Genomic DNA, 25999 nt, shown 5'->3' with positions numbered 1-25999 from the left:
GGGGACCACCGTCAGATTGCCGCTGCATAACACCGGACGGCCACCTTCTGCTCCGGGCTCCACTGCTGTTCGACTGTGGCCAGCAACTGCCAGCCGAGCCTCTCGTACAAAGCTGCCGCCGCAGTGTCGGAAGCCACCACGTCGAGCACCGGATGCATGCCGCGATCCTGTGCTTCTGTGACAGCCCGCGCCATCAGCAGCGCACCGATCCCGTGGCCGCGAGCCCACGGGGCGACGAACAGCCGGTTGACCACGGCGGTCGCGTCGATACTCACCCCTGCACGAGCGCTCCACAGCCCAGGTGCCGCGTCTCCCACGTCGCTCCGGGACAGGCCAATGTGGCCGGCAATGCGGCCGTCCAGTTCCGCCACCCACGAGGCAATGAGCGAGGGCGGCGTGAGCCATGCCCCCGGGAGGTCGGGCCAGTTCACCGGATAGCCGTCGTGCTCATGGACCTCTGCCAGCACCCGCACACACTCACCGAGGTCGCGATCATTCCGCTGTCGGGCACTCGGGGGTACGTCCGCGCCGGACACGCTCTCGCTCTTCACTGCGGCATGGAAACACAGCCCGAAGGCCCGTGACCAGCGACTTTCGCAACAGACCCTAGGCCGATGTCTCCTCGCCGTCGAGCTGCATCGCGCGGATCTCCTTGCGGGAGGAGATGCCGAGCTTCGAGAACACCTTGCGGAGGTGCCACTCGACGGTGTGGGGGCTGAGGAACAACCGGGCGCCGATCTCGGGGTTGGTGAGCCCTTCGCCGGCGAGGCGGGCGATCTGCGCTTCCTGGGAAGTGAGGTCCGTGCGGGTCGTGACGGTCCGTCTCCGAATCGTCGCCCCCGTGGCCTGCAGCTCGCGCTCCGCGCGTTCGGCGAACGCCTCGGCCCCGATCTGGCTGAACATCTCGTGCGCGACGCCCAGTTGGGCACGGGCGTCGACGCGGCGGTTCTCGCGGCGCAGCCATTCGCCGTACAGCAGGTGTGCGCGGGCCAGCTCCACGCGGACACGGGTCCGGCCGAGCCGCTCGATCGCCTCACGGTAGAGCCGCTCCGCGGCGTCGCCCTCGCTGAGCAGAGCACGCGAGCGCGCCTCCACACCGAGCGCCCAGTCGGTGCCGCTGGCTCGCGTCGCCTCCGAGAGCTGCTCGATCGCGTCGGGTGCCAGCTCGGGCGCGCCGCTGCGTACGGCCGCCTCGACCAGCTCGGCCAAGCCCCATTGCGGCGCGCCGAACTCCTTTTGGTGGGCGGCTGCCGCCTGGGCCGCGGCCACAGCGTCCTCGTACTGGGCGAGGCTGTTGCAGAGCACCGCGTGGTAGTAGTGGGCGACGGTGGCTCCGAGCCCCTGGCCACGCGGCACGGACTCGCTGATCGTGGCTTCGATCAGCATGCGTGCCTCTCGCTCGCGACCACTGAAGGCAGCCAATGCCAGCGCCCCGAAGGGCGGCTGGATGCTCCCGATCGCCGCACTCACCGTTCTCACCTCCTCGATCAGCGACGCCGCTGCCGCCAGCTCGCCGGCGAAGACGTGCACGACGGCGGACGAGTCGAGCGCAAGGGGCAGCTCGCTGAGCGCACCGGCCTCACGGGCGATCGCCACATGACGGGCTGCGACTGTGTGCCAGCGCTCCTGGTCCCACAGGCCCGCCGCGATGATCCCGGCGAGCAAGAGCCAACGCAGTGAATCCTGGACGGAGACGTCCTCGTCACAGAACGCCCGGAGGACTCGCTCGATCATCGGCGCCGATACGGCGTGGCCGTCGGTGAGACGCACGGCCAGGGCATCCAGCAGCATGTCGGGCGCGCGCAGCAACTGCGACGGCGGCGCCCCGCGCGCCGCCTCGCCCACTTCCCGCCACCCTGGGCTGCGCGCCAGGCGGCCGGCGAAGATCACCGCCGAGACCGCTTCCAAGTACGTGTCACGAGCGAGCGCAACGTCGAGTTGCTCGAGCCGGCGAGCGGCGGCGAGCAGGAGCGGAGGAGCGGCACTGCCGTGGCCCTGGGCGAACGCGATCCGGGCACGCAGCACGTCGATCCGCGCGCGCCCGAGCTCGTCGAGGGGGCCGGCCTCCGCCGCGGCGAGGAGGGCAGCCGCCCTCTCGAACGCACCGGCGTGGAGCTTCGCCTGTGCGGCATCCACTGCGCGCTGCGCACGTCGTACGGGATCGGGGGTCAGCTCGGCAGCCCGCTCGAGGAACGCCGCCGCCGCCGCGATGCCGCCGCGCGCCTGCGCCCGGTCGGCCGAGCGCTCCAGCTCGGCAGCGATCGTTTCGTCATGGTCCAAGGTCGCGCGTGCCAGATGCCAGGCCCGGCGATCGGGATCGAGCCGAGCGTCGGTCGCGTCGGCCAGTGCCTTGTGTACCTTGCGCCGGTCGTTCGGGCCTGCGGCGCGATAGGCCGCCGAGCGCACCAGCGGATGCCGGAAGCGCACCCGGGTGCCGAGAGTGATCAGTTCCGTCGCTTCGGCGTGCGACGCGGCGGCGTCGATGTCGATCCCCAGCCGCTCGGCCGCACGTCTGAGCAGCGTCACGTCACCGACCGGCTCGGCGGCCGCGGTGAACAGCAGGCGTTGCGTCTCGGCCGGAAGCGACTGAACGCGACGGAGAAAAGCATGCTCGATCTGGCTCGACAGCGGTCGTACGTCCGGATGCCCGAAGCCGCCGGCCATCTCCGCCGCGGTCAGCCCGCGAGGCAGCTCCACCAGGGCCAGCGGGTTGCCGCGCGACTCGGCGACTATGCGATCGCGCACCCGCTGGTCCAGCGGCCCGGTGACGACCGAGTCGAGGAGTGTCCGGGCGTCGTGCTCGGTGAGCCCCGTGACGCGCAGCTCGGTGAGGCTGTCCAGTGTCTCGCCCGGGCTGGGCTCGCGGATGGCGAAGACGAGCACGACCGATTCCGCGAGCAGCCGGCGGGCGACGAACTCGAGGGTCTGTGCCGAGACGCGATCCATCCACTGCGCGTCGTCGATCAGGCAGATCAGCGGCTGGTTCCCTCCGGCGTCCGCGAGGAGGCTCAGTGTGGCCAGGCCCACCAGGAACCGGTCGGGCGCATCGCCGCTGCGCAGCCCGAACGCCGTGCGCATGGCGTCGCGCTGCGGCTCCGGAAGACTGTCGAGGCCGGCCAGCAGGGGAGCGCAGAGCTGGTGCAGGCCGGCGTAGGAGAGCTCCATCTCGGACTGGACGCCGGCGACCCGGACGGTGCGGCATTCGGTGGCGCGCTCGAGCAGGTACTTCAGCAGCTCGGTCTTCCCGATCCCTGCCTCACCGCGCAGGACCAGGGCCCCGCTGCGCCCCGCTCTGGCGCCGGCCACGAGGTCGTCGAGCACCTGGCACTCGTTGTGCCGGCCGAGGAGTCCGGTCCCTGCACCGCTCCCCGCCATGGCAGCCCCCCTGTTCGGATACTCCGACCCGCATCGTAATCCGTCCCCGGATCACCGCGGCCGTAGGTCGATCAAGGCGAACCGGATCGACCGTAGGGCCGTAACGCGGGCAGAGGCGGCCGACCCCGGAGGCTTGGCCATGGGATCCACCACGGCACCACCACGGAGCCGCCTACGGCTTTCCAAGGGCGCGATCGGGTGTCCCTGGGCGCGACGTTGGTTGTCGGCAGCCGTCGAGCCGCCGACCCACGGAGCAAAGGAGCAGGTCGTGGAGACACATCTGGGCCAGGCCGGGCAGGGCTGGGAGATGGCGGGGACGACGGCCCACCCGACGGACGGTGACCTGGAAGACGCGGCGTCGGTGTTCGTCCGTGTCAGCCCTGGACTGCTCAAGATCGCCAGCCGCATCGTCGGTAACCCGACCGAGGCGGAGGACGTCGTCCAGGAGGCGTGGCTGCGGTGGCAGGGCACCGATCGCACGGTGGTCTCGAACCCGTCGGCGCTGCTCAGGAGGACGACCATCCGGCTGGCCATCAACGTCGTCCAGTCCGCCTGGCGGCGCCGAGAGTTCTCCGCAAGTCCCTGGCTCCCGGAATCGGTGGACACTGGCGCGACGCCAGAGGCGGCGGCCGAACAGCAGGACGCCTTCGAGCGAGCGGTGTTCCTTCTGATGGAGACCCTGACGCCCAGGCAGCGCGCGGCGTACGTCCTACGGGAGGGGTTCGGATACCCGTACAGCCGGATCGCCGAGATCCTGGGCCTCAGTGTGGTCAACACGAGGCAGCAGGTTGCGCGGGCCCAGGAGCGTCTTGGCAGTAACCGGCGCAGGCAACCTGTGGACTCCGCAGCGCATCGGCGGCTCGTCCAGGCGTTCTTCGCGGCAGCCCGGACCGGTGATGTCGCGCACCTGGAGAGGGTCCTGTCCGCGGACGCGGATCATCAGCCGATCTGCCAACCGATGTTCTGTGGTCAGACGGCGTGACAGGAGCAGGCCTCAACCGGCAGTCAGCTCGCGCAGCGCGGCGGAGATGGCCGTCATCCGCTCGTCGAGGCTTACGAGTTCCTGGTGGAGCTCGCCGATCCGGGCCCGCAGCGCGTTGGCCTCCGCGGCCAGTGAGACGACTGTGGCCATGACGTCGACGCGGTTCTCGGTCGTTGGAGTCATCGTGTGTCCCTCTCCACCTGCACAGCGGAGATGTCGAGGATCAGGTTCACCTTGTCGCTGATCAGGGCCCCGCCCGAGGCGAGGGCCGTGTTGCCGTCGAGGCCCCAGTCCGAACGCCGCAGGGTGGCCGTGCCCTCGAAGCCGACACGGTTGCGTCCTTGGGCGTCCCGGCCAGCTCCGCCGAACTCGAGATCGATGTGGAGGGGCAGTTCGACGTCCTTGATCCGGAGGTACCCCGCCAAGCGGAACCGGTCGTCTCCGGCATCGAGGACTCCGGAGGAACGGAAGCTCATGAGAGGGAACGTTGCCGAGTCGAGGAAGTCCGGGCCGGTGACATGGGCGTCCCGCTCCGGGACACCCGTCTCCAGACTGCTGGTCTGGACACTGAAGTAGGCCTCGGACCGGGTGGGGCGGGCCCCGTCGAGCTTGAGGAGTCCCTCGAAGGCGGTGAATCTCCCGCGCACGTTGGCGATCATGACGTGCCGGACGGAGAAACCTATTGCGCTGTGGGCGGGGTTGATGGTGTAGAAGCCGGTCAGTTCTTCATAGGGGGTGGTGTGGGGAATCGCGATTTCGTTGGTATTGACCATGGTGAGCCTTAAATTCAGGACACGGGCGAAAAGCGGTGGCCCCCGTCCGCGGAGGCAGGGGCCACCCGCGGTGGAATTACTTCTGCTGCGCGAGCCAGTCGGCGAACTTGGTCCCGGCGATGTGCGCGCCCGGCCCCGGCAGGAGCGTGGTCTCCTGCAGCTCGGCACCCCAGTACGTCGCCTTCGGGTCAGTGACGATCTTGCGGGGATCGTTCTTGGCGGCGAGTCCCATGCGGATGAAGTCCTCGAGCTCGAAGGCCTCAGGGCCCGCGACCTCCACCACACCGTTGACCGGGGAACCGACCGCGGTACGGCCGACGGCCGCGGCCACGTCGTCGGAGACGATGGGCTGGATCTTCCCGGCGGGCAGACGCACGGTGTCGCCGTCGGTGACCCCGTCGGCGAGGCCCTTCGCGAACTCGAAGAACTGGGTGGCATGGACGATGGAGTACGGGATCCCGGAGGCCTTGATCAGATCTTCCTGGGCCTGCTTGGCGCGGAAGTACCCGCTCCCCTGGAGGCGGTCGGTACCGACCACCGACAGCGCCACATGGTGCTGGACGCCGGCCTCGGCCTCCGCCTTGAGGAGGTTGGTCGTGGAGGTGCGGAAGAACTCCATGACCGCCTCGTCCTCGAACGAGGGTGAGTTCGACACGTCGACCACGACCGATGCGTCCTCCAGAACATCGGCCAGCCCCTCGCCCGTGAGCGTGTTGACGCCGGTGTTGGGCGCGGCCGCGACCGCCTCGTGCCCGTGCTCGCCCAGCTTGCCGACCAGCTTCGAGCCGATGAGCCCGGTGCCACCGATCACTACGACCTTCATAACGGATTCCTCTCGGGGATTTCCTGGGAGACTTCGGCCTGCACGAGAAAAGACCGGGCAGCGGCCCTCCTTGTGACAGGTGGTTCGCGGAATGTTGTGCCTATTCGGCTAGTTTCCCTTCGGTCGAGACCTCTTCCATCAGAGCGGAAATCTCGTCCGGGGCAGCCGGAATGCTCTCGTGCGGATCTGTGACACGTTGTGTCGGTGACACTATGCGCAGCAGGGTCACGGCAGGATGTGGTCCAGGGGGACGTCCGGGTCGGAGAGGAACACGTCGTCGATCTCCGCTCTGGAGGCGATGAGTGACCGGATCGGATCCATGACGTCCCACACGTTGACACTCATCCCTGCCAGCACACGGTTGCCCGCCATCCAGAACGCGATGAAGCGTCGTTCGGACGGCTCACCGCGGAAGACGACGCGGTCGTAGCCGCCGGGCTCCACGTAACCCGTGTACTCCATGCCGAGGTCGTACTGATCCGTGTAGAAGTACGGAAGCCTGTCGTAGACGGCGTCCTTTCCGAGCATGCTGAGGGCCGCTACGTCCGGCTGATGCAGGGCATTGGCCCAGTGTTCGACCCGGAGGTGGCGGCCGAGCAGCGGGTGAAGAGCGTTGGCGACGTCGCCCGCGGCGTAGATGTCGGCCACTGAGGTCCGCAGGTGCTCGTCGGTGACGATGCCGTTCCGCACGTCGAGGCCGGCCTCCTGGGCGAGTTGGACATTGGGGGTGATGCCGACGCCTACGACCACGGCGTCCGCGGTCAGGTGTCTGCCGTCGGCGAGTCGCACCCCGTCCACACGGCCGTCCGTTCCGGTGAGGGACTCGACCTCCACGTTGGGCAGCAGCGTGACGCCGTGATCGGCGTGCAGCGCGGCGAACACCTCGGCCGCCTCGCGCCCGAGCACCTTGAGCAGGGGAAGCTCCGAGTGTTCGAGCACCGTCACCTCGGCGCCGGCCGTCCGAGCGGCTGCGGCGGTCTCGAGACCGATCCAGCCGGCACCGATCACGACGATCTCCGCTCCGGCTGTGAACGCGGACTTGAGCCGTTCACTGTCTTGCACACGACGCAGATACAGAACGTTGTCGAGGTCGGCTCCCGGGACGGACAGACGGCGCGGAGACGAGCCCGTGGCGAGTAGCAACTTGGTGAAAAGAACCTGCCGGCCGTCGTCCAGTTCCACCGTCCGCGCCTGCCGATCGATCAAGCGTGCGCGCCTGTTCAGCAGCAGATCGACGTCGTGCTCCCGATACCAGCCGTCAGGATGCACGAAGATCGAATCACGGGCCTCCTTCCCCAGCAGGTACCCCTTGGAGAGCGGTGGCCGAATGTACGGCTTCTCGCGCTCGTCACCGATGATGACGAGCGGGCCGTCATGGCCGTGCTTCCGCAGTGCCTCCGCCGCCTTGCCCGCGGCCAGGCCGCCACCGACGATCACGAAAGTGTTCACAGGGTGCCTCATCTCAAAGGTCGCATGCTGCGAGTCATGGAAGGAGAGTCACCCATGTGACCGTGCAGCTCCCCATCCTGTGACAACCCCTGCGAGGCCTACTGGTCGCCCACCCCGGCTCGTGTCACTGTCCGGCTGCGGGCCACGGAGAGCCCGCTCAGAACAGTGGGCACGGTCACGATCGAGGCCTCCCTGGTCAGGAGAATGCACCGGGCAGTGCCAGCAACTCCTTGACGCGGGCGGGCTCGGATCCCCCGCCAAACGAATGTCCTCGACGATCTTTCCTGACGATCGAAGCGCGCAGTCACAACGACCTCGTCGAGCGGCCAGCCGCACCGGTTCGCATGGGCCCGGACGGCCACGGATGTACACGATCCGAGCGCGGCCAGAAGCAGGTCTCCGGGTGTGGTCTCCGGGTGTGGGCCCCGAATCCGTGCTGATCGGACGGGGTTCGTCCGCGGTGAGCGTTTGAGGGCCGACCGCGATGGAGCGGGCGAGAGCGAGCCATCCGCGACGGACACGACACGTGCCTTCATGAGCGGCCCTTCACTGCTGAGACAGCAGGGCTCTCACTCATGTGACACGTTTATCCGGACAAGATCGGACAGCGCGTCGCCTCCGTGGCTACGAACTGTCACACAGTGCGCCGCTGCCTGCGCTTATGGACAGAACGAGCCCAAGACATCACCGCTGAACAAGTCAGACCGAACGCGCAGAATCGCTCATGCGCCCGGCTGCGGAACAGAGAGCCATACGCGACGAAACCCGAGTCATCCGAATCGGGCCCGATGATGTCGAACACGCCGCAGCCATGCATCGCAGGTGCTTCGTGCATACGCTGTGGAGCCGGTATCACAGGGCGATGGGCGATCCCCGCTCCTACCTGGGTACGCTGCTCGCCCGCCCCGGGTCAATTCATCTCGCTGTGCGGCAGGGCTCCAGCGGCATCGTCGCGCTGGCACACCTGATGCCCGACAGGCAGAGTGCGGACGCGCTACTCCTTGTGGAGGACGCCTGGCAGAACAGCGGGCTCGGTGCTCGTCTTCTGCGCCATCTCGGCCGCCATGCCGTCAGGGGTGGCTGGAAAAGGATCTACGGTCTCGTGCTGCCCGGCGACGAGAAGATCACTGCCATCCTGCGCCATGCATCCGTGCCGATTCACCGTGTGCCCGAGGAGGGCGTCACAACGGTATGGGTCGAGACTGAGCGCATCCCGGGTGCGGTCGTGTTGCCTGTTGGGTGAACGCGACGTCGGCGTTGACAGCGCTGCTCGGCGGTGGGCACTTCGACGACGGGCCGTCGTGTGCGGCACTCGCGGTACACGACGGCTGCACAGACGACCCGCAGGCCGCACACAACCGAGCAGCGCAGCCGATGCCGCCGGCTAGGAAGCCAGCGTGATGGTCGTCGGCGTTCCCTGCCCGGCCATCTTCGCGTAGGGACACAGCGAATCGGCCGCCTCCAGGAGCGGGGCGGCGAGGGCGGGGTCGACGCCCGGCCACTTGATCACCAGATCGACGCGCAACAAGTACCCGCCGTCATCCGGGTCCCGCCCGAACGCCACGGTTGCCTCCACGGAGATCGCGGCAGGGTCGAGTGCGGACTGCCGTGCCACCAGGCTCAGCGCCCCGTGGAAGCAGGCGGCGAAGCCGGCGGCGAACAACTGCTCGGGATTCGTGCCCCGGCCGTCTCCTCCCAGTTCCGCCGGCATGCGCAGTTCGAGATCCAAGGCTCCGTCGTCCGAGAGCGCCCTCCCCGAGGCCCGCCCGTGACTTGCTGTCCCTCCACTCACCGTGACCGTCGTGGTGTAGATGGGGGCGAAGGAATCGCCGTCGAAGTCCTTGTCGGTCGACAGATTGGGCAACGGTGTCTGGTCGCTCACCGCATGACTCCGTCGGCGCGGCAGTACACGGCCGGGCTGGGAGTCGGCATCGATGGAGGAGGGCTGGTGTACCTCGGCGTCAGCGTGTCACGCCGACCCGGGAAGAGAGATGCCCGGCCATGGGCAGAGCCCTCCGAACCAACCACGTCAAATACCATGTTTTACGCACCTTGCGTCGCGGGACAAGTCCCGGGTTCACGGACAGCAAGTTGACAGACAAGTCACCCTCGTTGTGACAGCCGACCGGCATGCGGTCCGAAGGACGTTCCGATCTGCGCGGACCCGTCTTCCGGTACCCGGACGCGGAGCTGACGGGCTGGCTTCAGCTGTCCAGCGAAGCCACAAAACGAGCCAGCTTGACCGGATTCATCATCCACAGGATGCGCTCGATGCCGCGGGCCGACACTTCGACGGACAGCAGGGCCACCGCGTTTTCCCCGGCCGAGACGAGAACAGCCGGGCTGCCGTTGGCCTCGACCCAGCGAATGTCCGTCTGAGGCCAGAAGCGTGGGGCGAAGGCGGCAAGGTACCTGGAGACGCGCAAGCGTCCGGCAACCGGAATCCTGGATGCTCCCCGCACTCCGTCGCCGTCCGTGTAGCTGACCACGTCCTCCGTCAGAACCTCCTCGAGCGCCGACAGATCGCCGGTCTGCGCCGCGGCGAGGAAGACCTCCAGCAGGCGCCGGTGGGCGGCCGAGCTGACGGGCGCCTTGCGCTCCGCTGCCAGACGCTTTCGGGCGCGGCTCACCAGCTGGCGCGTATTGGCTTCGCTGGTCTCCAGGATGTCCGCAATCTGCCGGTAGGGATAGTCGAAGGCCTCCCTCAGGATGTAAGCGGCCCGCTCCGGGGGATTCAGCTTCTCCAGGAGGAAGAGAACCGCCAGGTCAAGTGCCTCAGCCCGTTCGGCGCCCAGCTGTGGATCCAGACGTGTGTCGACCGGCTCGGGAATCCACGTCCCGGTGTACGATTCACGCCGCACCCTGGCGGACTGGGAGAAGTTGATCGCCAGACGGGTGGCGACCGTGGCCAGGAAAGCCACCGGATCATGGATGTCGCTGCGGTTGGTGTTCTGCCACCGCAGCCACGCCTCCTGGACGACGTCCTCGGCTTCCACCGCACTGCCCAGTACGCGATAGGCGATGCCGAAGAGTTTGGGACGCGCCGCCACGAAATCCCTCGCTGCCTGTTCGAGTGAGTCTGCGGGATCCTCGGCGCGCATAGATGTCCTCCAGTTCTGGATCACCATGCTACAAGCGGTCACGTCCGGACACGGTCGTAGGGCACGGCCGCCGAGGCCATGTCACAGATACAGCGCGTTCCCTGTCTGGTGTTACGAACCGGGGGCGGAGACAAGTGAATTGAGGATGGGGTACCGCGCCAATGCCTTATACAGCTTCAACGATCAGCGCCGGCAGTGCTTCTCTGGAAAGAAGCCTCCTTCCCGCGCCGACATTGCGTGGGGACGACTTCGTGGCCGCCTCACGTTACCTACCCGGTCGGCCCCGTGCGCTGCTGAGCGGTGATTTCTACGACATTGTGCAGACAGAGGACGCGACCGTGCACGTGATCATGGGAGACGTCTCCGGACACGGAGTTGCAGAAGCCGCTCTCGCGGTTCACTTGCGTGTGGCCTGGCGGACGGCCGTTCTCTGCGGAAAGAACCAATTCGAGCAACTGGGCATCCTTGAGAGGATCCTGGTCGACGAAAGAGCGCACGACGACACATACGCCACAGTCGTGTCGTTGGTGTTCCCTTCGGGAGGCAGGTCCGTCAGAGCGGTCAGTGCGGGGCACCCAGGACTTCTGCTGCGAAGGCGGGGGAAAGTCCATTGGGTCGAGCCGCAGGCCGGTATTGCGCTGGGGCTTTTTCCGGGATGCGAAGACTGGGCGGAAACGGTAATTCCGCTTTCCCCGTGCGATGGTGTGGTCCTCTTCACCGATGGACTGTTCGAGGGGAGAACCGCGCCGTCCGCACGCCTCGGCGAGGACGGACTGCTGCGGCTGGCGATACGGCACGCACACATGCCGGGGCAGGAGTTCATCGACGCGTTGGTCCATGGTGCCGCGTCGAAGGCGGCTCCCTACGGCGGCCTGGCGGACGACGTCGCTGTTCTGCACCTGGGATGGAACGCACAGAGCTGACCGGGCGGGCACGGCGCTGCCCTCCGGCGGGACACAGCCGCCCGGGACCTGGTCATCGCCGGCTGAGCCGCACCGCCAGTACGGCAGGATCGGCCCGCTCGGGAAGCGGGGCGAACCCGGACTCCGCCAGTTCCCCGATCATCTTCGTACGGGATGCCGGCCACATCCAGAACGTTTCGTTGTGTTCCCGCAGGAGACCGCCCTCATCACGTACCCGGTAGTCGAAACGTGTTCGGATCCGGTTCACGTCGGCCGACGCCACCATGCGTCCGCCGTACTCGTGCAGGCCGACCCTCTGCGTCGGAAGGACATGAGTGGTCTCGTGAAGCGGAAGGCGTGCGGGTGGGAGCTGAATGAGCAGCACACCGCCGGGCACGAGCGCCTTGGCGATGGCCGGCCACAGGGCCCGCCGTGAAGCAGGGTGAAGGCAGGCGACCGTGTTGTGGCATATGGCCACGTCGGCCACCTCGTGCAGTCCGGCCGCGTCGAGCGTGTGGGGATGCACCGTGACCCGCATCCGCAGGCCGGCGGGCAGGGAGGCGAGGCGCGTCATCAGGGGGGAGCGCATGGCACGCGTGGGCTCGATGGCGTGCACGGGGACCTGTGACTCCATGAGGCTCATCAGCGTGACCCGGCCGGTTCCTGCGCCGACATCCAGCACACCGAGACGGGCGTTCCCGACATCGCCGCTGTACAGCCGGCGCACGCGTGCCTCGTCCCGCTCGGCCTGCAGGACGTCGTAGAACTCGGCGCTGACCGCATACGCGTTCTGCTGGTCTTCCTCGAGAAGATCGATGGAGACATTTGCTGGCGAAGTGTGCATATCAATCAAGACAAGCCATGTGACCCATCTGTGACAGCGAGAACGAGGGACGCTGCGGTGCGTGGCTCCGGGGATGTCGAACAGTGTGCTGCGGCTGCCACGATGTCCTCACGGCGACGTTCAGGTCGCGTCGGCATCGCGGTCGATACCACGGATGGACCGATGACCCCGGTCATCAAGGGAGCCGGAGAGCCGGCGGCAGCCCCAGCCACAGGAGAAGAGGCTGCCAGGCCGTCGGTTGTGGAAACCGCGTGCTGCCGACGAAGTGCTCACCCCTGCCAGCCGTAGCGCTCGCGCGCTCGGGCAACCGTCTGGAGGTCGACCGCGCCGGCGCGCGCCAGTCGGTCCAGAGCGGCAACGACGATCGACTCGGCGTCCACTCGGAAATAGCGCCGAACGGCATCACGGGTGTCCGAGAGGCCGAAGCCGTCCGTCCCCAGGGACGTGTAGTCCTGCTCGACCCACTGGCTGATCTGGTCGGGGACCTGCCGCATCCAGTCGCTGACCGCGAGGACGGGCCCTGGTGCGTCCGCCAGCACCGCCGTCACGTACGGGAGCCGCTCCTCACCCCGCAGCCGTGCCCTGTCGGCATCCAACGCGTCGCGGCGCAGCTCCGTCCAGGACGTGACCGACCAGACGTCGGCGTCCACTCCCCACTGGGACCGCAAGAGCTCCTGGGCCTCCAGTGCCCAGTGGATGGCGGTGCCGGAGGCCAGCAACTGGATCCTCGGCCCCTCGCCGCGGGGTTCTGCCTGCCGGAACCGGTAGATGCCCCGCAGGATGCCTTCCTCGACCGATGGCCCGCTGGGCATGGCCGGTTGCTGTTTGGGCTCGTTGTAGACCGTCAGGTAGTAGAAGACGTCTTCGGGCCGGTCGCCGTACATGCGCCGGAGCCCTTCCCTGACGATCACCGCGATCTCGTACGCGAAGGCCGGGTCGTAGCTCACAGCGGCCGGATTCGTGGCGGCCAGCAGGTGCGAGTGGCCGTCGGCGTGCTGGAGTCCCTCGCCGGTCATCGTCGTACGGCCGGCCGTCGCTCCGATGACGAAGCCGCGGCCCATCTGGTCCGCCAGGGCCCAGAACTGATCGCCCGTTCGCTGGAACCCGAACATGGCATAGAAGATGTAGAAGGGGATCATGGGTTCGCCGTGTGTGGCGTACGACGTCGCCGCAGCCGTGAACTCGGCCATGGACCCGGCTTCGGTGATGCCTTCGTCGATGAGCTGGCCGTTCCTGGCCTCCCTGTAGTGCAGCAGCTGATCGACGTCGACCGGTTCGTAGTTCTGGCCCTCGGGCGAGTAGATCCCGGCCGTCGGGAACAGGGACTCCATACCGAAGGTACGTGCCTCGTCGGGGATGATGGGCACCCAGCGCGGCCCCGTCTCCTCGACGCGCATCAGGTCCTTGACCAGCCGGACGAGGGCCATGGTGGTAGCCACCTCTTGCTTGCCGAAGCCCTTCTGAAGGGTTTCGAAGGGGCCGGTCTCCGGCTGCTTCAGCGGCTTGGCCACGACTCTCCGTACCGGGACGGGCCCGGCCAGAGCGGCACGTCGCTCGCGCAGGTACCGCACCTCTTCCGAGTCCTCTCCAGGGTGCCAGTACGGCACGAGGTCCCCGCTCAACGCGCTGTCGGGGATGGGCAGTTCCAACCTGTCGCGCATCTCGCGGAACTGGGCCATGGTCAGCTTCTTCATCTGATGGTTTGCGTTGCGGGACTCGAAGTCCGACCCCAGCGTGTGGCCCTTCACCGTCTGGGCGAGGACGACGGTGGGTGTGCCCCTGTGCTCGACGGCGGCCTTGTAGGCGGCGTAGACCTTGAGGGGTTCGTGCCCGCCCCGGGAGTTCTCGAAGAGGTCGGTGAGCTGCGCGTCGCTCAGACCCCCGGCGAGGAGGGACAAGGAATCGCCGGTGAAGAAGTGCTTGCGTATGTAGGCGGCGTCCCGCGCGGCGTACGTCTGGAGCTGGGCGTCGGGTACTTCGCCCAGGCGGCGGACGAGGGAGCCGTCCGTGTCCTGCTGGAGCACCGGGTCCCAGGCCTCGCCCCACAGCGTCTTCACCACATGCCAGCCCGCGCCGCGGAACCGGCTCTCGAGTTCTTGCACGATCTTGGAATTGGCCCGTACCGGGCCGTCCAAGCGCTGGAGGTTGCAGTTGATGACGAAGGTGAGGTTGTCGAGACCCTCACGGGCGGCAAGGGACAGCGCCGCCGTCGACTCGGGCTCGTCCACTTCACCGTCTCCGAGGAAGGCCCAGACACGTGACCCCGAGGTGTCCTTGATGCCCCTGTTGAGCAGGTAGCGATTGAACCTCGCCTGGTAGACGGCGGCGAGCGGGCCGAGCCCCATGGAGACGGTCGGGAACTCCCACAGCCACGGCAGGCGCCGGGGGTGCGGGTAGGACGGCAGGCCGCGCCCGTCGGCCTCACGCCGGAAACCGTCCAACTGTTCCTGGCGCAGCCGGCCCTCCAGGAACACGCGTGCGTAGATTCCGGGCGACGCATGCCCCTGGAAATACAGCTGATCGCCGGAACCGTCGCCGTCCTTGCCCTTGAAGAAGTGATGGAAGCCGATCTCATAGAGCCACGCCGCCGAGGCGTAGGTCGAGATGTGGCCCCCGAGACCCAGACGGGAGCCACGCGTCACCATCGCCGCCGCGTTCCACCGGTTCAGCGCGGTGATGCGGGACTCCATGGCGAGGTCGCCCGGAAAGGCGGGCTCGGACGACGCCGGGATCGTATTGATGTAGTCCGAGGAAAGAAGCCCCGGCAGGACCACTCCGGATCTGGCCGCGTGCTCGTACACGCGGCGCAGCAGGTACACGGCGCGCTCAGGCCCTGCGTGTCTGATGACGGCGTCGAGTGATGCCTGCCATTCCACCGTCTCCTCGGCGTCACGGTCGGGCAGCTGGTCGAGCTCACTCATCGACGAGAAGTCCGCGGGCCGGGCCGGATCACTCATGACAGCCTTTCTGTGGTGGCGGGAAGGGACGTACGCGGTGGCCTGGCCGTCATCGCTGCGTGTGGACCACCGGCTGTGCGAGCCACTCGGTGAACGTCACGTGGCCCACGTGGGCGTCCGCTCCCGGCAGCAGCGCTCGCTCCCTCAACTCCGCGCCGAAGTAGCGGGCGTGCGCGTCGGTGACGACAACGCGCTTGTCGTGGCGGGCGGCCAGGACCTCTGCCGTGAGCTCGTCGAGGCGACGCTCTTCCGGGCCGGCGACTTCCAGGGTGCTGAACCTGGGAAGACCTACGGCGATATGCGCGAGGGCCACGGCGACATCGTCCGTCGACACGGGACGGATCAGGACCGGCGCCACGTGCACGCGGTTGTGGGAGGTGTTCTCGGCCGCCATGATTTCGACGGATTCGAAGAACGGAGTGGCCCGCACGATCGAATAGGGGATCGGCGAGCGCCGTACCTTCTCCTCCTGGAGCAACTTCGCACGGAAGTACGCCGATTGCAGTCGCTCGGCTCCCACAGTGGAGAGCAGCACGTGGTGTTCGACACCGGCCGCGGCTGCCGCGGACAGCAGGTGGGTGGTGGCGGTGCGGAAGAATTCCAGACCGGACTGATCCGTGTGTGACGGGGCGTTGGTCACGTCCACCACCACTTCAGCGCCGCGCAATGCCTCTCTCAGGCCACGACCCGTGATGACGTCGACACCGTCACGGCGGGAAACGGGCACGACTTCCACGCCGTGATCCCGAAGCCTGGCAACCGTCCTGGAGCCGGCCAGTCCGGTGGCTCCTGCGACAACGACTCTCATCTGGGTTCCTTCCCTTCGAGGGGTCAGGGACCCCGCTGGTGCCTTCAGGCCGGAGCAATCACGCACTCCACTGACTACGACAGAGCACGTGCTGTTGTTGTGACACTGTCGGCTATTCCACGAAGTACGAGTCGTGCTCGTCGAAGAACCGGGCGCGCTCCTCATCCGTGGCATGAGCCAACTGCGAAAGGCCCTCGAAGTACGCTTCACGCGGTGCTCCAGGCGTAAAGAGCAGAAGCATTTCAGCCGGAGCGTCGGAGTCGTTGCGGAAGGCATGCAGTCCGCCCTGCGGCACATGCAAGAAGTCGCCCTGCTGCGCGTCGACCCACTGCGCGCCGTTGAACAGGCGAACCGTGCCGTTGAGGATGAAGAACGACTCCGAGATGGACCTGTGGAAATGAGTCTTGGGGCCACCCGCCCTCGCACTCATCTCGACCCGGTAGAGCCCGAACTCGCCTCGGGTGGTGGTTGTGGTCGCCAGGTAGTGAATGGCGTCCTTGCCGGCGGTGCCGACATTCGGCGGTGTGTCCGCCGGCCGGAAATTCGCGCTGATCTCGCCGCCCTCACCCGCATAGACCTGCTTGGGGTACGACATGTGAACCATTCCTTCCCTGAGGGATGCGTAATGACGGGCTGATGAGGCATGTGCGGTCCTACCGGCGTGCGGCGTGTTCCCGGTGCAGTGCTCGCACGTCCCGCACCGCGGCCGCGAACGCTTCGGGATGTTCCTGAGGCAGGTTGTGACCGGCGTCCTGCACCTGACGGTGCAGCCGGGGACCGGTGAAATGGTGGGCGGAGGGCGTGCCGTCCGTCGCGGGAAAGTTTCCGTCGGCCGTGCCGTCGAGCGTGATGGCCGGCACGGTGATCACGGGCTGGTCGGCGAGAAGCGTTTCGAGCTGTTCGTAGTCGGGGTGGCCGGGGGCCATGCCGAGCCGGTGGCGGTAGGAGTGCGTGACGATGTCGGCATAGTCGGGGTTCTCGAAGGCCTCGGCGGCTCGGTCAAGGATCTCCTCGGTGAACGACCACTTGGGCGAGTTCCTCGTCCAGATGACACGGGCGATCTCCTTCGCGTCGGCGGTGAGTGCCGTACGCCCGCGCTCGGTGAGGAAGTAGTAGAAGTACCAGAATCCCGCCTCCAGATCGGGGCTGATGGGGGTCATCGCCGAGCTGATGTCCTGGATGAGGTAGCCGTTGACGGACACGAGCCCGAGACAGCGTTCTGGCCATACCGCCGCTGCTATGCAGGCGGCTCGCCCACCCCAGTCGTATCCGGCGAGGTATGCCTTGTCGATGTCCAGGGCGTTCATCAAGGCGATGACGTCCGTACCGATGGCGGCCTGCTGGCCTGATCGCGGCGTCGACTCGGCGAGGAACGTCGTCGGACCATGGCCTCGCAGGTAGGGGACGACGACGCGGAAGCCCTCCTCGGCGAGCAGCGGAGCCACTTCGACATAACTGTGGATGTCGTAGGGGAAGCCGTGAAAGAGCACAATGGGGTCCCCCTTCTCCGGCCCTGTCTCGTAATAGGCGACATCCAGCACGTCGGTGCGGGCGTGCCGCAGTGGCCGAAGCCGTTGGGTCGGGGCAGGCGCCGACGCCGCGGAGGCGGCGGGGGAGGACGTGTGGCGGTCCGACATGAGGTCATCCGTTCGCTACTCGATGCGAGGACCGGAGTGCTGCCCAGCAGGGCCGAGTCAGCTGAGCTCGAGTCCGCCGTCGATCGTCAGCACTTGACCGGTGATGTGCCTGTGCAGGGGATCAGCGATGCGCAGGATCCAGTCCGCGACGTCCTTCGGGTCGCCGTGACGGCCTGTCGGGATGCGGTCACGTTCCTTGGCACGAATATCGTCGATGGTGTCCTGGGAGAGCCCTGCCGCAGACAGGACATCGGTCTCGATGGGGCCGGGGGCGATGGCGTTCACCCGCACCCCTTCCGGCGCGAGCTCGAGCGCCCAGCTCCGCGTCAGCTGCTCCAAGGCGCTCTTGGTGGCGGCGTAGTGGGCTGCTCCGGCCAATGGGCGGTGACCGTAGGTGCTCGAGACGTTGACGATGGAACCCGACGAGTCGCGCAGGTGCGGCAGAGCCGCATGGGCGAGCATGGTCGGGGCCGTCACGTTCAGGTCGAACAGGCTGGTGATCACGGCTTTGTCCGTGTCCGCCAGCGGCATCACCGCAGTGGTGCCGGCGTTGTTCACCAGCACGTCGAGGCGGCCCCACCATTCCACGGCGGTGGCGACAACCGTGTCCGCGGCGCCGTCCTCGCAGATGTCGAGCGGCAGGATCGCGATGCTGGAGTGGGCCCGGGCCGTCTCCTCGAGGGCTTCCTTCCGGCGACCCACTCCGAGGACGCGTGCTCCTGCCGCGGCCAGGGCGATCGCGGTGGCGCGGCCGATACCCGATCCTGCCCCGGTGACGATGGCGACGCGGTCGGTGAAGTGCAGAGATGTGGAGCTGGGCATGGCTTTCCTCTGTTCGATGTTCGTAAGACGTGGTCCGTCTCCCGCCGTTGGTCGGGGAGGCGCGGAGACGGACCGTGGGTGGCCGGGCGGGCCGGTCAGCCGAACTGGCCGGGCCGGTAGTCCCCGGCAGGCTGCTGGTTGATGACGTTGATGCGGTTGTACGCGTTGATGATCGCGATGAGGGAGATCAGGGCAACCAGCTGTTCCTCGTCGAAGTACTTGGCAGCGTTCGCCCATGCCTCGTCGGTGACGCCACCGCCGGCGTCGGCGATACGCGTGCCCTGCTCAGCCAGCTCCAGGGCGGCGCGCTCGGCTTCGGTGAAGACCGTGGCCTCACGCCACGCCGCGACCAGGTTGAGGCGCTGTGGGGTCTCCCCGGCGTGCGCGGCGTCCTTCGTGTGCATGTCGGTGCAGAAGCCGCAGCCGTTGATCTGGCTTGCGCGGATCTTCACCAGTTCCTGGGTCAGGGTCGGAAGTGCCGAGTCCGACACCACCTTGCCGGCGGAGTTGATGTGTTTCAGGATCCTTCCCGCGAGGGGGTTGCCGAAGTAGTTGAGACGCGATTCCACGGTGATCTCCTTGCCGTGTGGCGGATACACACTACTGACAGGGCTGCTCCGCAATGTGTGACATGGAGTCGGGTATGTCACCGTGTGATGCGGTCCACCAACCGGTGTGGATGCGCCGGATACACGCCGAGGATGCGTACCTCGGACGAGAAGAAGCGCAGTTCCTGCAGGGCGAGGGCAACGCGGCGCTCGTCGGGATGCCCCTCGATCTCGACGTAGAAGCGACTGGGACTCTGCCCGGCGCCCATCTGGTAGCTCTCGATCTTGGTGAGGTTCACGGCGCTGCTCGCGAATCCGCCGAGCGCCTTGCAGAGCGCGCTGGGAATGTCCGTACGCAGAAGAACAGACTCGTCATCGTCGGCTCCTCCGTCCTCGGCGAGAGGGTGCCGTCCCTGGAGAGCACGACGAACCGGGTGGTGTTGTCGGGATCGTCCTCGACGGCCGGCCGCAGCAGCTGAAGGCCGTAGAGGGACCTGCCGTGTCGTCGCTGACGAGGGTGCGCCAGCCGCCTTCGCGCAGTACCTTTCGGCACTGTCCCAAGGCGTGCACGTGGCTGCGTACGCACTCCACCTGGTCGAGCGATGTGCCGGGGACGGCCATGAGATCGAAGCGGATGGCGAGGAAGTACTCGGCGATGATGAACAGGCCTGATTCCGGTAGCAGCGCAGCACCTGTGCCAGGGCGGTGCCAGGCCCGACGACCTCGGGGGGAAGAACCTTGCGATGCTGTGCTGTGCCTAGGCAGCTTGATCACCGGCCCAGTGTTCGGGCGCGATGGGGATGACGTTCTCCAACTCCTCGCCGGCTGCGTAGCGGTGCAGCTGCCGCCGTAGGAAGCCCATCGACATCGGTCGGAACGCGTCGGTGAACGCCGCCGTGTGAGGGGTGATCAGCGCACAGGGGAGGTTCCACAGCGGGTGTCCGGCGGGCAGTGGCTCGGGATCCGTCACGTCGAGCGCAACCGCAGTCGGCCGTGGCGTACCTCGCGGACCACGGCAGCGGTGTCCACGAGCTCGCCGCGGGCGGTGTGGACCAGCGCGGCCCCGTCCTTGAGCAGTGCCAGGGAGTCCGCGCCGAACATGCCGCGCGTCGCCTTCGTCAGCGGTGCGCAGAGCACCACCGCATCCGCCGTGGGCAGCAGTTCGGGCAGCAGCGCCGCACCGTGCACACGGCCGGTGGGGGAGGTGCGCTCGACCCGCGCCACCGGCACGACCTCGCACCCGAACGCATGAAGCCGGGCTGCGACGGCCGTGCCCACGGCCCCGTATCCGACGACCAGGACACGCTTGCCGGCCGAGTGGGCCAGATCCTCGACTTCCCTGCGTGCTGCGCCTGTTGGCCGATGAACCGGTCGACACCGCGCATGAGTGCGAGCAGCAGAGTGACAGCGAGCTCTGCCGTCGCTTCACGGTGCACTCCGCGTGCGGTGGCCAGCTGTGCCCCGGGCGGCATCGCGTCCAGCAGCGGCACCATGGTGTCGTATCCCGAGCTGAGGAGCTGGAGGACCTCCAGGTTTCCTGCTTGCGGCAGCACGCGGCTCAGGGCATGTTCCGCGCCGGGCGCCGGGGGCCGGCGCCCCCTCCGCTGACCAGGAAGCGGACGTCGTTCGGGTCACCGGGCAGCGCATGGGAACCGTCCCAGTAGTGGTAGGAGATTCCGTCCGGCAGTCCGGGAATCTCCGCTGGAGGATAGGGAAGCCACGCGGTCACGCCCTCATTCATCATGCATCAGCTACTTCCAGGTCTTGTCGTGCAGCTCGGATGACTGCCGGAATGCCGCCCATGCGGCGGAACTCCCCTGCGGGGTCTCGTCCTTGCGGCGGAAGGCGCGGCGCCCCGGCGCCGCGCACGGAGAGGGCAGGTCGGCGTCTGCTCCTGTGCTCCCGTCGGCTGTCTCCGGAGTCCGTGTTGCGACGTTGCAAGGCCGACGGGCCACATCGAATTATACAGTGTCACACGTTGTGTACGCAGGCGTCTCTGTCGGTGCCGCGGTCGTCGCGCTCGCAGGGTTGCCGGATGTGGCAACGTGTTGCTTCACACGGTATGTTCACTGTGCACGCCTATGCATGGTTGCAATCTGCGCCGCAGCATTCATCCGCGCCGACTTGGGACGCGAGCCGCCGCGACGGAACAATGTGTCGCGGGACTGCTCTGCTGTTTCCCTGGATGCGCGCGGCTGTGGCACCACGAGCCAGCCCTTTTGTCTCTGCTGAGACCTCTACCGTGAAGGACCCGACCGTGCCAGCAATCCTGATCCACGGCGTCCCCGACACCCATCGTGTATGGGACGGCGTACGCCGGAATCTGACCCGCAGTGACGTGGAGGCCTGGGACCTGCCCGGCTTCGGAGCGCCACTGCCGCCCGGCTTCCGCTCCACCAAGGAGGAGTACGTCGACTGGCTCATCGACCGGCTGGAACGGGTCGGCGAGCCGGTGGACCTGGTCGGCCACGACTGGGGCTGCATCTTCACCGCCCGCATCGCATCGATAAGGCCTGACCTGGTCCGTACCTGGGCGGGGGGAAACGGTCCGATCAGCGCTCAGTACGTCTGGCACCCCCTGGCCAAGATCTGGCAGGACCCGGTCGAGGGCCCCAAGTACATGGACGAGCTGGAGCCCACGTCCTTCGCCGAGGAGTTGACGGCAGGCTTCGACGTCCCTGCCGAGGCGGCGGCCGAGATGGTCAGCCATGTGGACGGACCGATGAAGGACAGCATCCTGAAGCTCTACCGCTCCGCGCTGACGATGGGAGCGGAGTGGGAACCGGCGCTGGCGAACGTATCAGCGCCGGCCCTGGTGTTCTGGGGTGTGCTCGACCCGGCCTGCCAGATCGAGTTCGGCGAGAAGCTCGGCCCCGCCATGCGGGCCTCCCAGGTCCTGAGGCTCGACTGCAACCACTGGCCGCTGTTGCAGAAGCCGGCCGAGGTCGCCACAGCCCTTGAGACGCACTGGAAGCAGCCCCGACTAGCGCGCCGTACGGCGCGCCGTCTTCGATGATGCCCGGCGGCACTGGCAGGGGTTGGTGCCGCCGCGTCGTCGAGAGCACAACTTCGCATGTCAGCAGCGGACTCGACATACGGAAACTGCCCGGTCATGGCTGCTGACCGAGCGACACCTCGCCGGCGTCCACCCGATGCGCCCCAATCCACGGCTGGGGGAGGACCCCCGTGGGCAGCCCGATCCGAACCGCGCAGACGGAGTTCAACCTGACCTACTGCGGCCTGCTCCTTCAGCTGGAGCAGGCGTGCAACGGCACTCCGAAGATGTTCGGCGCCGCGATGGGCAGGATGTACGCGCTGAAGGCACAGGCACAGAGCCTGGTGCAGATGCCCGACGGAGACGGCACCACGGCTCGGACGTGGTGAGACCGACGCGTTCCAGGAGCGCGGTGAGCATCATGGTGTTGCCGTACATACCGATGAGGGGCACTTCGGGGAAGATGTCGGTGCTCAACAGGTGCCGCGTGTCGGGATCCATGTGGGTACCGCCCCAGATGATCGCCTTGACCTTGCCGTTGATCGTCTCCAGGAGGTCGTCCTCCCGTGCGAACCGCTCCAGCATCGGGGTGGTGGCGGCGAGCACGCCGATGTCCTGGCTGAGCAGAATGCGACGGCACTGATCGACGAGATGGTCGGTGTAGGCCTCGACCTCATCCGTTTTCCCGGCGGCGATCAGTTTCTTCACCCACCGGGGATCCATGTCGATGCTCAGGCCCGGGCCGCCGAGAGAGGCCGCCGCCCGTTGCAGCACGTCACCCACGAGATGCGGACCGGTGGGAGCGACGGTCAGCCACTGGGCGCCATTGGGCACTTTGTGGGCCCGCAGACTCTGCTCCACATGTTCGGTGCTGTGCCGCATCCAGTCGTCGAGCTGAACGACACGCTTGGGTGCGCCGGTCGTGCCACCGCAGTCGAAGACGTTCAGCAGCATGGCCTGGGATCCGTAGCCCTGGGAGATGAGATCGGCCACCCGCACCTCCCTCAACTCGTCCGTCATGTCGGGGAAGAGCGCAAGGTCTGCCACCCCCTCGACGTCCTGCCGGGGATCGAAACCGAGCCGCGCGGCCCGGCTGAGCCAGAACCGGGAACCGGTCGCGGGGCGAAGTGCCACTGCATGGCCGCTCTGACGAACTCGTCCGGGTCCACGCCGTTGGACGGGCCGGCATCCAGAACGGTCAAAGACTCGTACGGCAAGGCATGTCCCTTCTCGAAGCTGCGGGGGCGGGCGCCGGTCCGAGAGGCATCGACGGACACGGCGCATCACCTACGACCGGATCAGCACCTGGTCTGTGACAGAGGCGGGCAGGAGCCTTGTCGAAATTCGGTCATCGGTTGAACAGTTCGAAGACGACGGCCGGCTCTCCACCGAACCGCGCGCTGTGCGCCTGGGCGGTGGTGGTCAGGAAACGACGTACGTACGCCTCGGGGTCCTCGTTGGTCAGCGCCTCGATGTAGGCACGATGTGCCAGCAGAGACTGCACCGCCCGTTCGAACCCGTGGTCCGCGCGTACGGCGTGGGTGGGGACCGGTGCGTTGGCGACGGCCACCCATCGGACGCCGTTCCACGGTTGCAGCCCCTGCTCGGCCAGCTCCGGGAAGATCCAGCGGTTGCCGGCGTCCGCCGTGGCATCGAGGACGGCCCGCCCGACGGCCACGTGGTCCGGGGTGTTCTGCGCTCCCGCGCCCCAGGTCGCATGGTGGTTCAGGGTGATCACCAGCTCGGGCCGGTGCCGGCGGATGGCCGCGGCTATGTCACGGCGCAGGGGGACGCCGTACTCGATCACACCGTCCTGGTGGTCGAGGAACTCCACCTCCGAGACGCCCACGGCGGCGGCACTGGCACGCTGTTCTTTCTCGCGCAGCGGCCCGGCCTCCTGCGGCGCCAGCGTATCGATGCCGGCCTCGCCCCGGGTGGCCAGAACGTAGCTGACTTCTCGCCCGTCCTCGACCCAGGACGCGACAGCGGCCGAGCACCCGTACTCGAGATCGTCGGGATGGGCCACCACGGCAAGGGCTCGCTGCCAGTCCTCCGGCATGGGCAGCAGCGGTGGAAGAGACGTACTGGTCATCATGTCTGCTTTCGTTTCGATTCAGTTGCTTGGGTGGTGGTGCGGGAACCGCGGGGCCAGCGGCGGTTCCATCAGCCACCCGTGGGCGTGCCAGTGCACCCGGTGATGGACGGCGGTCGTCTGCCGCAGCGTCGCGAAGGCCAGCAGTGCCCCGCCTGCCAGAAGCGCCGCGCAGAGCGGCATCGCCCGGCTGAACGACGCGTCGAAAGCGGCCCCCGATCGGTACGCGTCCGGGCCCATGCCGATCAGGAGGGGCAGGGCCGCCACGGCGACCAGTCCGGAGGCCCGGGCCGCCGCGTTGTTGATGCCGCTGGCGAGCCCGGCGTTCCCGCCGTCCACCGACGACAGGAGCGTCACGGTCAACGGAGCGACCATCGTGACCATCCCGGCCCCGATGACCAGCAGCGCGGGCACGACATCCAGTAGGTATGAGGCACCGGGACCGACCCGCAGCATCAGCAGCATGCCCGCCGCACACACGAGCGGGCCGACGGTGAGCGGGATGCGCGGGCCGATGCGCCGGACGAGTTCACCTGCGTGGGACGAGAAGAGCAGCATGAGCACGGTGTTCGGCAGCATGGCCGCACCGGCTTCGAGCGCCGAATACCCGACGACTGTCTGCAGTTGGAGAGCGGTCAGGAAGAAGAAGCCGCCCAGACCCCCGTACACGCACAGGGTGATCAGGTTGACCGAGGTGAACTGCCGTGAGGCGAAGAGGGACAGCGGCATCATCGGGTCGGGACTTCGCCGTTCGACGACGATGAAGGCGACGCCCGCCATCAGACCGCCGACCGCTGCGACGGCCACCAGGACGCCACCCTCGCGCGCCTCGGTCAGCGCATACGTCGCCAGAGCCAGCGTGAGAGCTCCGAGGACGGCCCCGGAAACGTCGAAGCCCTGCCGTCGGCGTGCTCCGCCCCCCACCGGCACCGCGCTCTGCGGGGCGGAGCCGACGGACTCCGGGACGTGGCGCAGCGCGACGGGGACGCAGATAAGAGCCAGCGGTACGTTCAGCAGGAAGGTCCAGCGCCAGCCGGGCCCGTCCACCAGCCAGCCTCCCAGAAACGGGCCGAGCGCCGCGCCCACGCCGCCGAAGCCCGACCACAGGCCGACCGCGCGCGGCCGGTCGTCCGGGTGGAACGACGCCTCGATGAGCGCCAGTGAGCCGGGAGTGAGCAGGGCACCGCCGACACCCTGGAGAGCGCGAGCCGCGATCAGCGTGCCGGTGTCGGGGGCCAGACCGCACAGCAGGGACGCTGCCGCGAACCACACCACGCCCACCAGGAAGACCCGGCGCCGGCCGAAGCGGTCGCCCAAGGCGCCTCCGAGCAGGATCAGACCGGCCAGAGTCAGCATGTAGGCGTTCACGGTCCATTGGAGGACGCCCAGGTCGGCGTCGAAGTCCTCACCTATGCGGGGCAGCGCGACGTTGGTGACCGTCGAACCCAGGAGCACCGCGCTGGACCCCAGCACGGTCGTCAGCAGGATCCACTTGCCGCGGGCACTCGCGATCCGCGCGGCGGGCTGTGTCTGTGAAGAAATGTCCATGTCGATTTCCTGCGTCGCCCATCGGATTCGGTCGTGGAAGAGGCGCACTCCTGCTGCGGAAGCCCTGCGAAGTGGACAGAGACGACCGTGCGGAGCTCCATGTGTCGGGTCACTGCCTGAAAAACCAGGTGACAACCGTCGTGTCCACGATGTGCTTGTGGGAGCGCTCGGCCTGCCGACGGTCCTGGCACGTGACAGAAACGTTGTGCGAGGTATGACCGGGCAGGTGCCCATGATGTGACACACACGTTCGTTCTCGTATCCGGGCACGAACTCCGACGTCAGGGCAAACGTTCCGTACCCCCTCGACGCGCTCTTTGCCGATCGGCCCAGGTGCTTTTAG

At 67.6% G+C, this 25999-nt stretch carries 23 protein-coding genes and 3 pseudogenes; 4 read left to right on the top strand and 22 right to left on the bottom strand.

Translation table 11 applies throughout. The annotated features are described in order from the left end of the window. Window positions 1–11: 11 nt before the first annotated feature. Window positions 12–551, bottom strand: coding sequence for a GNAT family N-acetyltransferase (locus tag HJD23_RS01705; protein WP_171107972.1), 540 nt, complete (start codon window positions 549–551; stop codon window positions 12–14). Between the two features lie 55 nt (window positions 552–606). After that, window positions 607–3375: a LuxR family transcriptional regulator gene (locus HJD23_RS01700; RefSeq protein WP_171107971.1), complete on the bottom strand. Its 2769-nt coding sequence runs from the start codon at window positions 3373–3375 to the stop codon at window positions 607–609. Window positions 3376–3643: 268 nt separating this feature from the next. Here HJD23_RS01700 and HJD23_RS01695 point away from each other — a divergent pair, with 268 nt between their 5' ends. Beyond that, complete coding sequence (locus HJD23_RS01695; protein ID WP_240980599.1) at window positions 3644–4357, top strand: sigma-70 family RNA polymerase sigma factor; 714 nt, start codon at window positions 3644–3646, stop codon at window positions 4355–4357. 12 nt (window positions 4358–4369) lie between these two features. On the opposite strand, the gene HJD23_RS01690 is transcribed toward HJD23_RS01695, so the two are convergent. The 5 genes from HJD23_RS01690 to HJD23_RS01670 all read right to left on the bottom strand — a co-directional run bounded on the left by HJD23_RS01690 (window position 4370) and on the right by HJD23_RS01670 (window position 7938). Next, complete coding sequence (locus HJD23_RS01690) at window positions 4370–4540, bottom strand: hypothetical protein (protein ID WP_171107970.1); 171 nt, start codon at window positions 4538–4540, stop codon at window positions 4370–4372. Further along, window positions 4537–5130 (bottom strand): YceI family protein, encoded by a 594-nt coding sequence (locus tag HJD23_RS01685; RefSeq protein ID WP_171107969.1) that lies wholly within the window; start codon window positions 5128–5130, stop codon window positions 4537–4539. Before HJD23_RS01685 ends, HJD23_RS01690 begins: the two co-directional genes overlap by 4 nt. 76 nt (window positions 5131–5206) lie before the next feature. After that, entirely contained in the window at window positions 5207–5953 is a 747-nt protein-coding gene (locus HJD23_RS01680) for an SDR family oxidoreductase (protein WP_171107968.1), read from the bottom strand. A gap of 225 nt (window positions 5954–6178) precedes the next feature. Continuing rightward, window positions 6179–7402, bottom strand: coding sequence for an FAD-dependent oxidoreductase (locus HJD23_RS01675; RefSeq protein ID WP_240980598.1), 1224 nt, complete (start codon window positions 7400–7402; stop codon window positions 6179–6181). Window positions 7403–7500: 98 nt separating this feature from the next. Next, on the bottom strand, window positions 7501–7938 hold the full coding sequence (locus HJD23_RS01670; RefSeq protein WP_240980597.1) for an OsmC family protein: 438 nt from the start codon (window positions 7936–7938) through the stop codon (window positions 7501–7503). Window positions 7939–8264: 326 nt separating this feature from the next. Between HJD23_RS01670 and HJD23_RS01665 the strand changes: the two genes are divergently transcribed. After that, the gene (locus tag HJD23_RS01665; protein ID WP_240980596.1) at window positions 8265–8645 is read left to right on the top strand and encodes a hypothetical protein; all 381 of its coding nucleotides are present in this window, start codon (window positions 8265–8267) and stop codon (window positions 8643–8645) included. 141 nt (window positions 8646–8786) lie between these two features. Here HJD23_RS01665 and HJD23_RS01660 read toward each other — a convergent pair whose 3' ends face one another. Continuing rightward, window positions 8787–9284, bottom strand: a complete 498-nt coding sequence (locus HJD23_RS01660; protein ID WP_171107963.1) for an Ohr family peroxiredoxin — start codon at window positions 9282–9284, stop codon at window positions 8787–8789. A gap of 322 nt (window positions 9285–9606) precedes the next feature. Next, complete coding sequence (locus tag HJD23_RS01655) at window positions 9607–10503, bottom strand: RNA polymerase sigma-70 factor (RefSeq protein ID WP_171111377.1); 897 nt, start codon at window positions 10501–10503, stop codon at window positions 9607–9609. Window positions 10504–10685: 182 nt separating this feature from the next. On the opposite strand from HJD23_RS01655, the pseudogene HJD23_RS01650 reads away from it, so the two are divergent. Beyond that, window positions 10686–11426: pseudogene (locus HJD23_RS01650) on the top strand (PP2C family protein-serine/threonine phosphatase); the annotation flags it as partial. A gap of 52 nt (window positions 11427–11478) precedes the next feature. Here HJD23_RS01650 and HJD23_RS01645 read toward each other — a convergent pair. The 10 genes and pseudogenes from HJD23_RS01645 to HJD23_RS43310 all read right to left on the bottom strand — a co-directional run bounded on the left by HJD23_RS01645 (window position 11479) and on the right by HJD23_RS43310 (window position 20765). Beyond that, a complete protein-coding gene (locus tag HJD23_RS01645) occupies window positions 11479–12249 on the bottom strand; it encodes a class I SAM-dependent methyltransferase (RefSeq protein WP_171107959.1) in 771 nt (256 codons plus the stop codon). A 269-nt stretch (window positions 12250–12518) separates the two neighbouring features. Next, window positions 12519–15206 (bottom strand): pyruvate dehydrogenase (acetyl-transferring), homodimeric type, encoded by a 2688-nt coding sequence (gene aceE / locus HJD23_RS01640; protein ID WP_171107957.1) that lies wholly within the window; start codon window positions 15204–15206, stop codon window positions 12519–12521. A gap of 49 nt (window positions 15207–15255) precedes the next feature. Continuing rightward, window positions 15256–16014 carry an NAD(P)H-binding protein gene (locus HJD23_RS01635; protein WP_171107955.1) on the bottom strand — a complete coding sequence of 253 codons (759 nt, stop codon included), beginning with the start codon at window positions 16012–16014 and terminating at the stop codon, window positions 15256–15258. 112 nt (window positions 16015–16126) lie between these two features. Next, window positions 16127–16609, bottom strand: coding sequence for a cupin domain-containing protein (locus tag HJD23_RS01630; RefSeq protein ID WP_171107953.1), 483 nt, complete (start codon window positions 16607–16609; stop codon window positions 16127–16129). 58 nt (window positions 16610–16667) lie between these two features. After that, window positions 16668–17651 carry an alpha/beta hydrolase gene (locus HJD23_RS01625; RefSeq protein WP_171107951.1) on the bottom strand — a complete coding sequence of 328 codons (984 nt, stop codon included), beginning with the start codon at window positions 17649–17651 and terminating at the stop codon, window positions 16668–16670. 57 nt (window positions 17652–17708) lie between these two features. Continuing rightward, window positions 17709–18473 carry an SDR family oxidoreductase gene (locus tag HJD23_RS01620; RefSeq protein WP_171107949.1) on the bottom strand — a complete coding sequence of 255 codons (765 nt, stop codon included), beginning with the start codon at window positions 18471–18473 and terminating at the stop codon, window positions 17709–17711. 95 nt (window positions 18474–18568) lie between these two features. Then, window positions 18569–19042 carry a carboxymuconolactone decarboxylase family protein gene (locus tag HJD23_RS01615; protein ID WP_171107947.1) on the bottom strand — a complete coding sequence of 158 codons (474 nt, stop codon included), beginning with the start codon at window positions 19040–19042 and terminating at the stop codon, window positions 18569–18571. Window positions 19043–19119: 77 nt separating this feature from the next. Further along, window positions 19120–19705 (bottom strand): annotated as a pseudogene (locus tag HJD23_RS01610) (prephenate dehydratase domain-containing protein); the annotation flags it as partial. Window positions 19706–19778: 73 nt separating this feature from the next. Further along, window positions 19779–20299: pseudogene (locus HJD23_RS43315) on the bottom strand (NAD(P)-dependent oxidoreductase). 280 nt (window positions 20300–20579) lie between these two features. Next, entirely contained in the window at window positions 20580–20765 is a 186-nt protein-coding gene (locus HJD23_RS43310; RefSeq protein ID WP_171107931.1) for a hypothetical protein, read from the bottom strand. Window positions 20766–21278: 513 nt separating this feature from the next. On the opposite strand from HJD23_RS43310, the gene HJD23_RS01590 reads away from it, so the two are divergent. Then, the gene (locus HJD23_RS01590; protein ID WP_240980595.1) at window positions 21279–22037 is read left to right on the top strand and encodes an alpha/beta hydrolase; all 759 of its coding nucleotides are present in this window, start codon (window positions 21279–21281) and stop codon (window positions 22035–22037) included. Between the two features lie 204 nt (window positions 22038–22241). On the opposite strand, the gene HJD23_RS01585 is transcribed toward HJD23_RS01590, so the two are convergent. The 3 genes from HJD23_RS01585 to HJD23_RS01575 form a co-directional block, all read right to left on the bottom strand. Beyond that, window positions 22242–23063 (bottom strand): hypothetical protein, encoded by an 822-nt coding sequence (locus tag HJD23_RS01585; protein WP_240980594.1) that lies wholly within the window; start codon window positions 23061–23063, stop codon window positions 22242–22244. A 301-nt stretch (window positions 23064–23364) separates the two neighbouring features. Then, a complete protein-coding gene (locus HJD23_RS01580) occupies window positions 23365–24108 on the bottom strand; it encodes a PIG-L deacetylase family protein (RefSeq protein WP_171111373.1) in 744 nt (247 codons plus the stop codon). A 21-nt stretch (window positions 24109–24129) separates the two neighbouring features. Then, entirely contained in the window at window positions 24130–25656 is a 1527-nt protein-coding gene (locus tag HJD23_RS01575; RefSeq protein WP_171107927.1) for an MFS transporter, read from the bottom strand. Window positions 25657–25999: the final 343 nt, after the last annotated feature.

It is taken from the genome of Streptomyces sp. Z423-1, assembly GCF_013009255.1.
GTDB classification, from domain to species: domain Bacteria; phylum Actinomycetota; class Actinomycetes; order Streptomycetales; family Streptomycetaceae; genus Streptomyces; species Streptomyces gossypiisoli.
The sequence above is the reverse complement of the archived record's forward strand: the minus strand, read 5'-3'. Positions and strand labels throughout refer to the sequence as shown.

Coding starts and splice junctions, on each gene's coding strand:
- HJD23_RS01620 (WP_171107949.1), bottom strand. CDS start 18,473: ATGCCCAGCTCCACATCTCTGCACTTCACCGACCGCGTCGCCATCGTC.
- HJD23_RS01645 (WP_171107959.1), bottom strand. CDS start 12,249: ATGCACACTTCGCCAGCAAATGTCTCCATCGATCTTCTCGAGGAAGAC.
- HJD23_RS01670 (WP_240980597.1), bottom strand. CDS start 7,938: ATGAAGGCACGTGTCGTGTCCGTCGCGGATGGCTCGCTCTCGCCCGCT.
- HJD23_RS01625 (WP_171107951.1), bottom strand. CDS start 17,651: ATGTCGGACCGCCACACGTCCTCCCCCGCCGCCTCCGCGGCGTCGGCG.
- HJD23_RS01700 (WP_171107971.1), bottom strand. CDS start 3,375: ATGGCGGGGAGCGGTGCAGGGACCGGACTCCTCGGCCGGCACAACGAG.
- HJD23_RS01630 (WP_171107953.1), bottom strand. CDS start 16,609: ATGTCGTACCCCAAGCAGGTCTATGCGGGTGAGGGCGGCGAGATCAGC.
- aceE (WP_171107957.1), bottom strand. CDS start 15,206: ATGAGTGATCCGGCCCGGCCCGCGGACTTCTCGTCGATGAGTGAGCTC.
- HJD23_RS01635 (WP_171107955.1), bottom strand. CDS start 16,014: ATGAGAGTCGTTGTCGCAGGAGCCACCGGACTGGCCGGCTCCAGGACG.
- HJD23_RS01575 (WP_171107927.1), bottom strand. CDS start 25,656: ATGGACATTTCTTCACAGACACAGCCCGCCGCGCGGATCGCGAGTGCC.
- HJD23_RS01685 (WP_171107969.1), bottom strand. CDS start 5,130: ATGGTCAATACCAACGAAATCGCGATTCCCCACACCACCCCCTATGAA.
- HJD23_RS01580 (WP_171111373.1), bottom strand. CDS start 24,108: ATGACCAGTACGTCTCTTCCACCGCTGCTGCCCATGCCGGAGGACTGG.
- HJD23_RS01655 (WP_171111377.1), bottom strand. CDS start 10,503: ATGCGCGCCGAGGATCCCGCAGACTCACTCGAACAGGCAGCGAGGGAT.
- HJD23_RS01680 (WP_171107968.1), bottom strand. CDS start 5,953: ATGAAGGTCGTAGTGATCGGTGGCACCGGGCTCATCGGCTCGAAGCTG.
- HJD23_RS43310 (WP_171107931.1), bottom strand. CDS start 20,765: ATGATGAATGAGGGCGTGACCGCGTGGCTTCCCTATCCTCCAGCGGAG.
- HJD23_RS01665 (WP_240980596.1), top strand. CDS start 8,265: ATGGGCGATCCCCGCTCCTACCTGGGTACGCTGCTCGCCCGCCCCGGG.
- HJD23_RS01690 (WP_171107970.1), bottom strand. CDS start 4,540: ATGACTCCAACGACCGAGAACCGCGTCGACGTCATGGCCACAGTCGTC.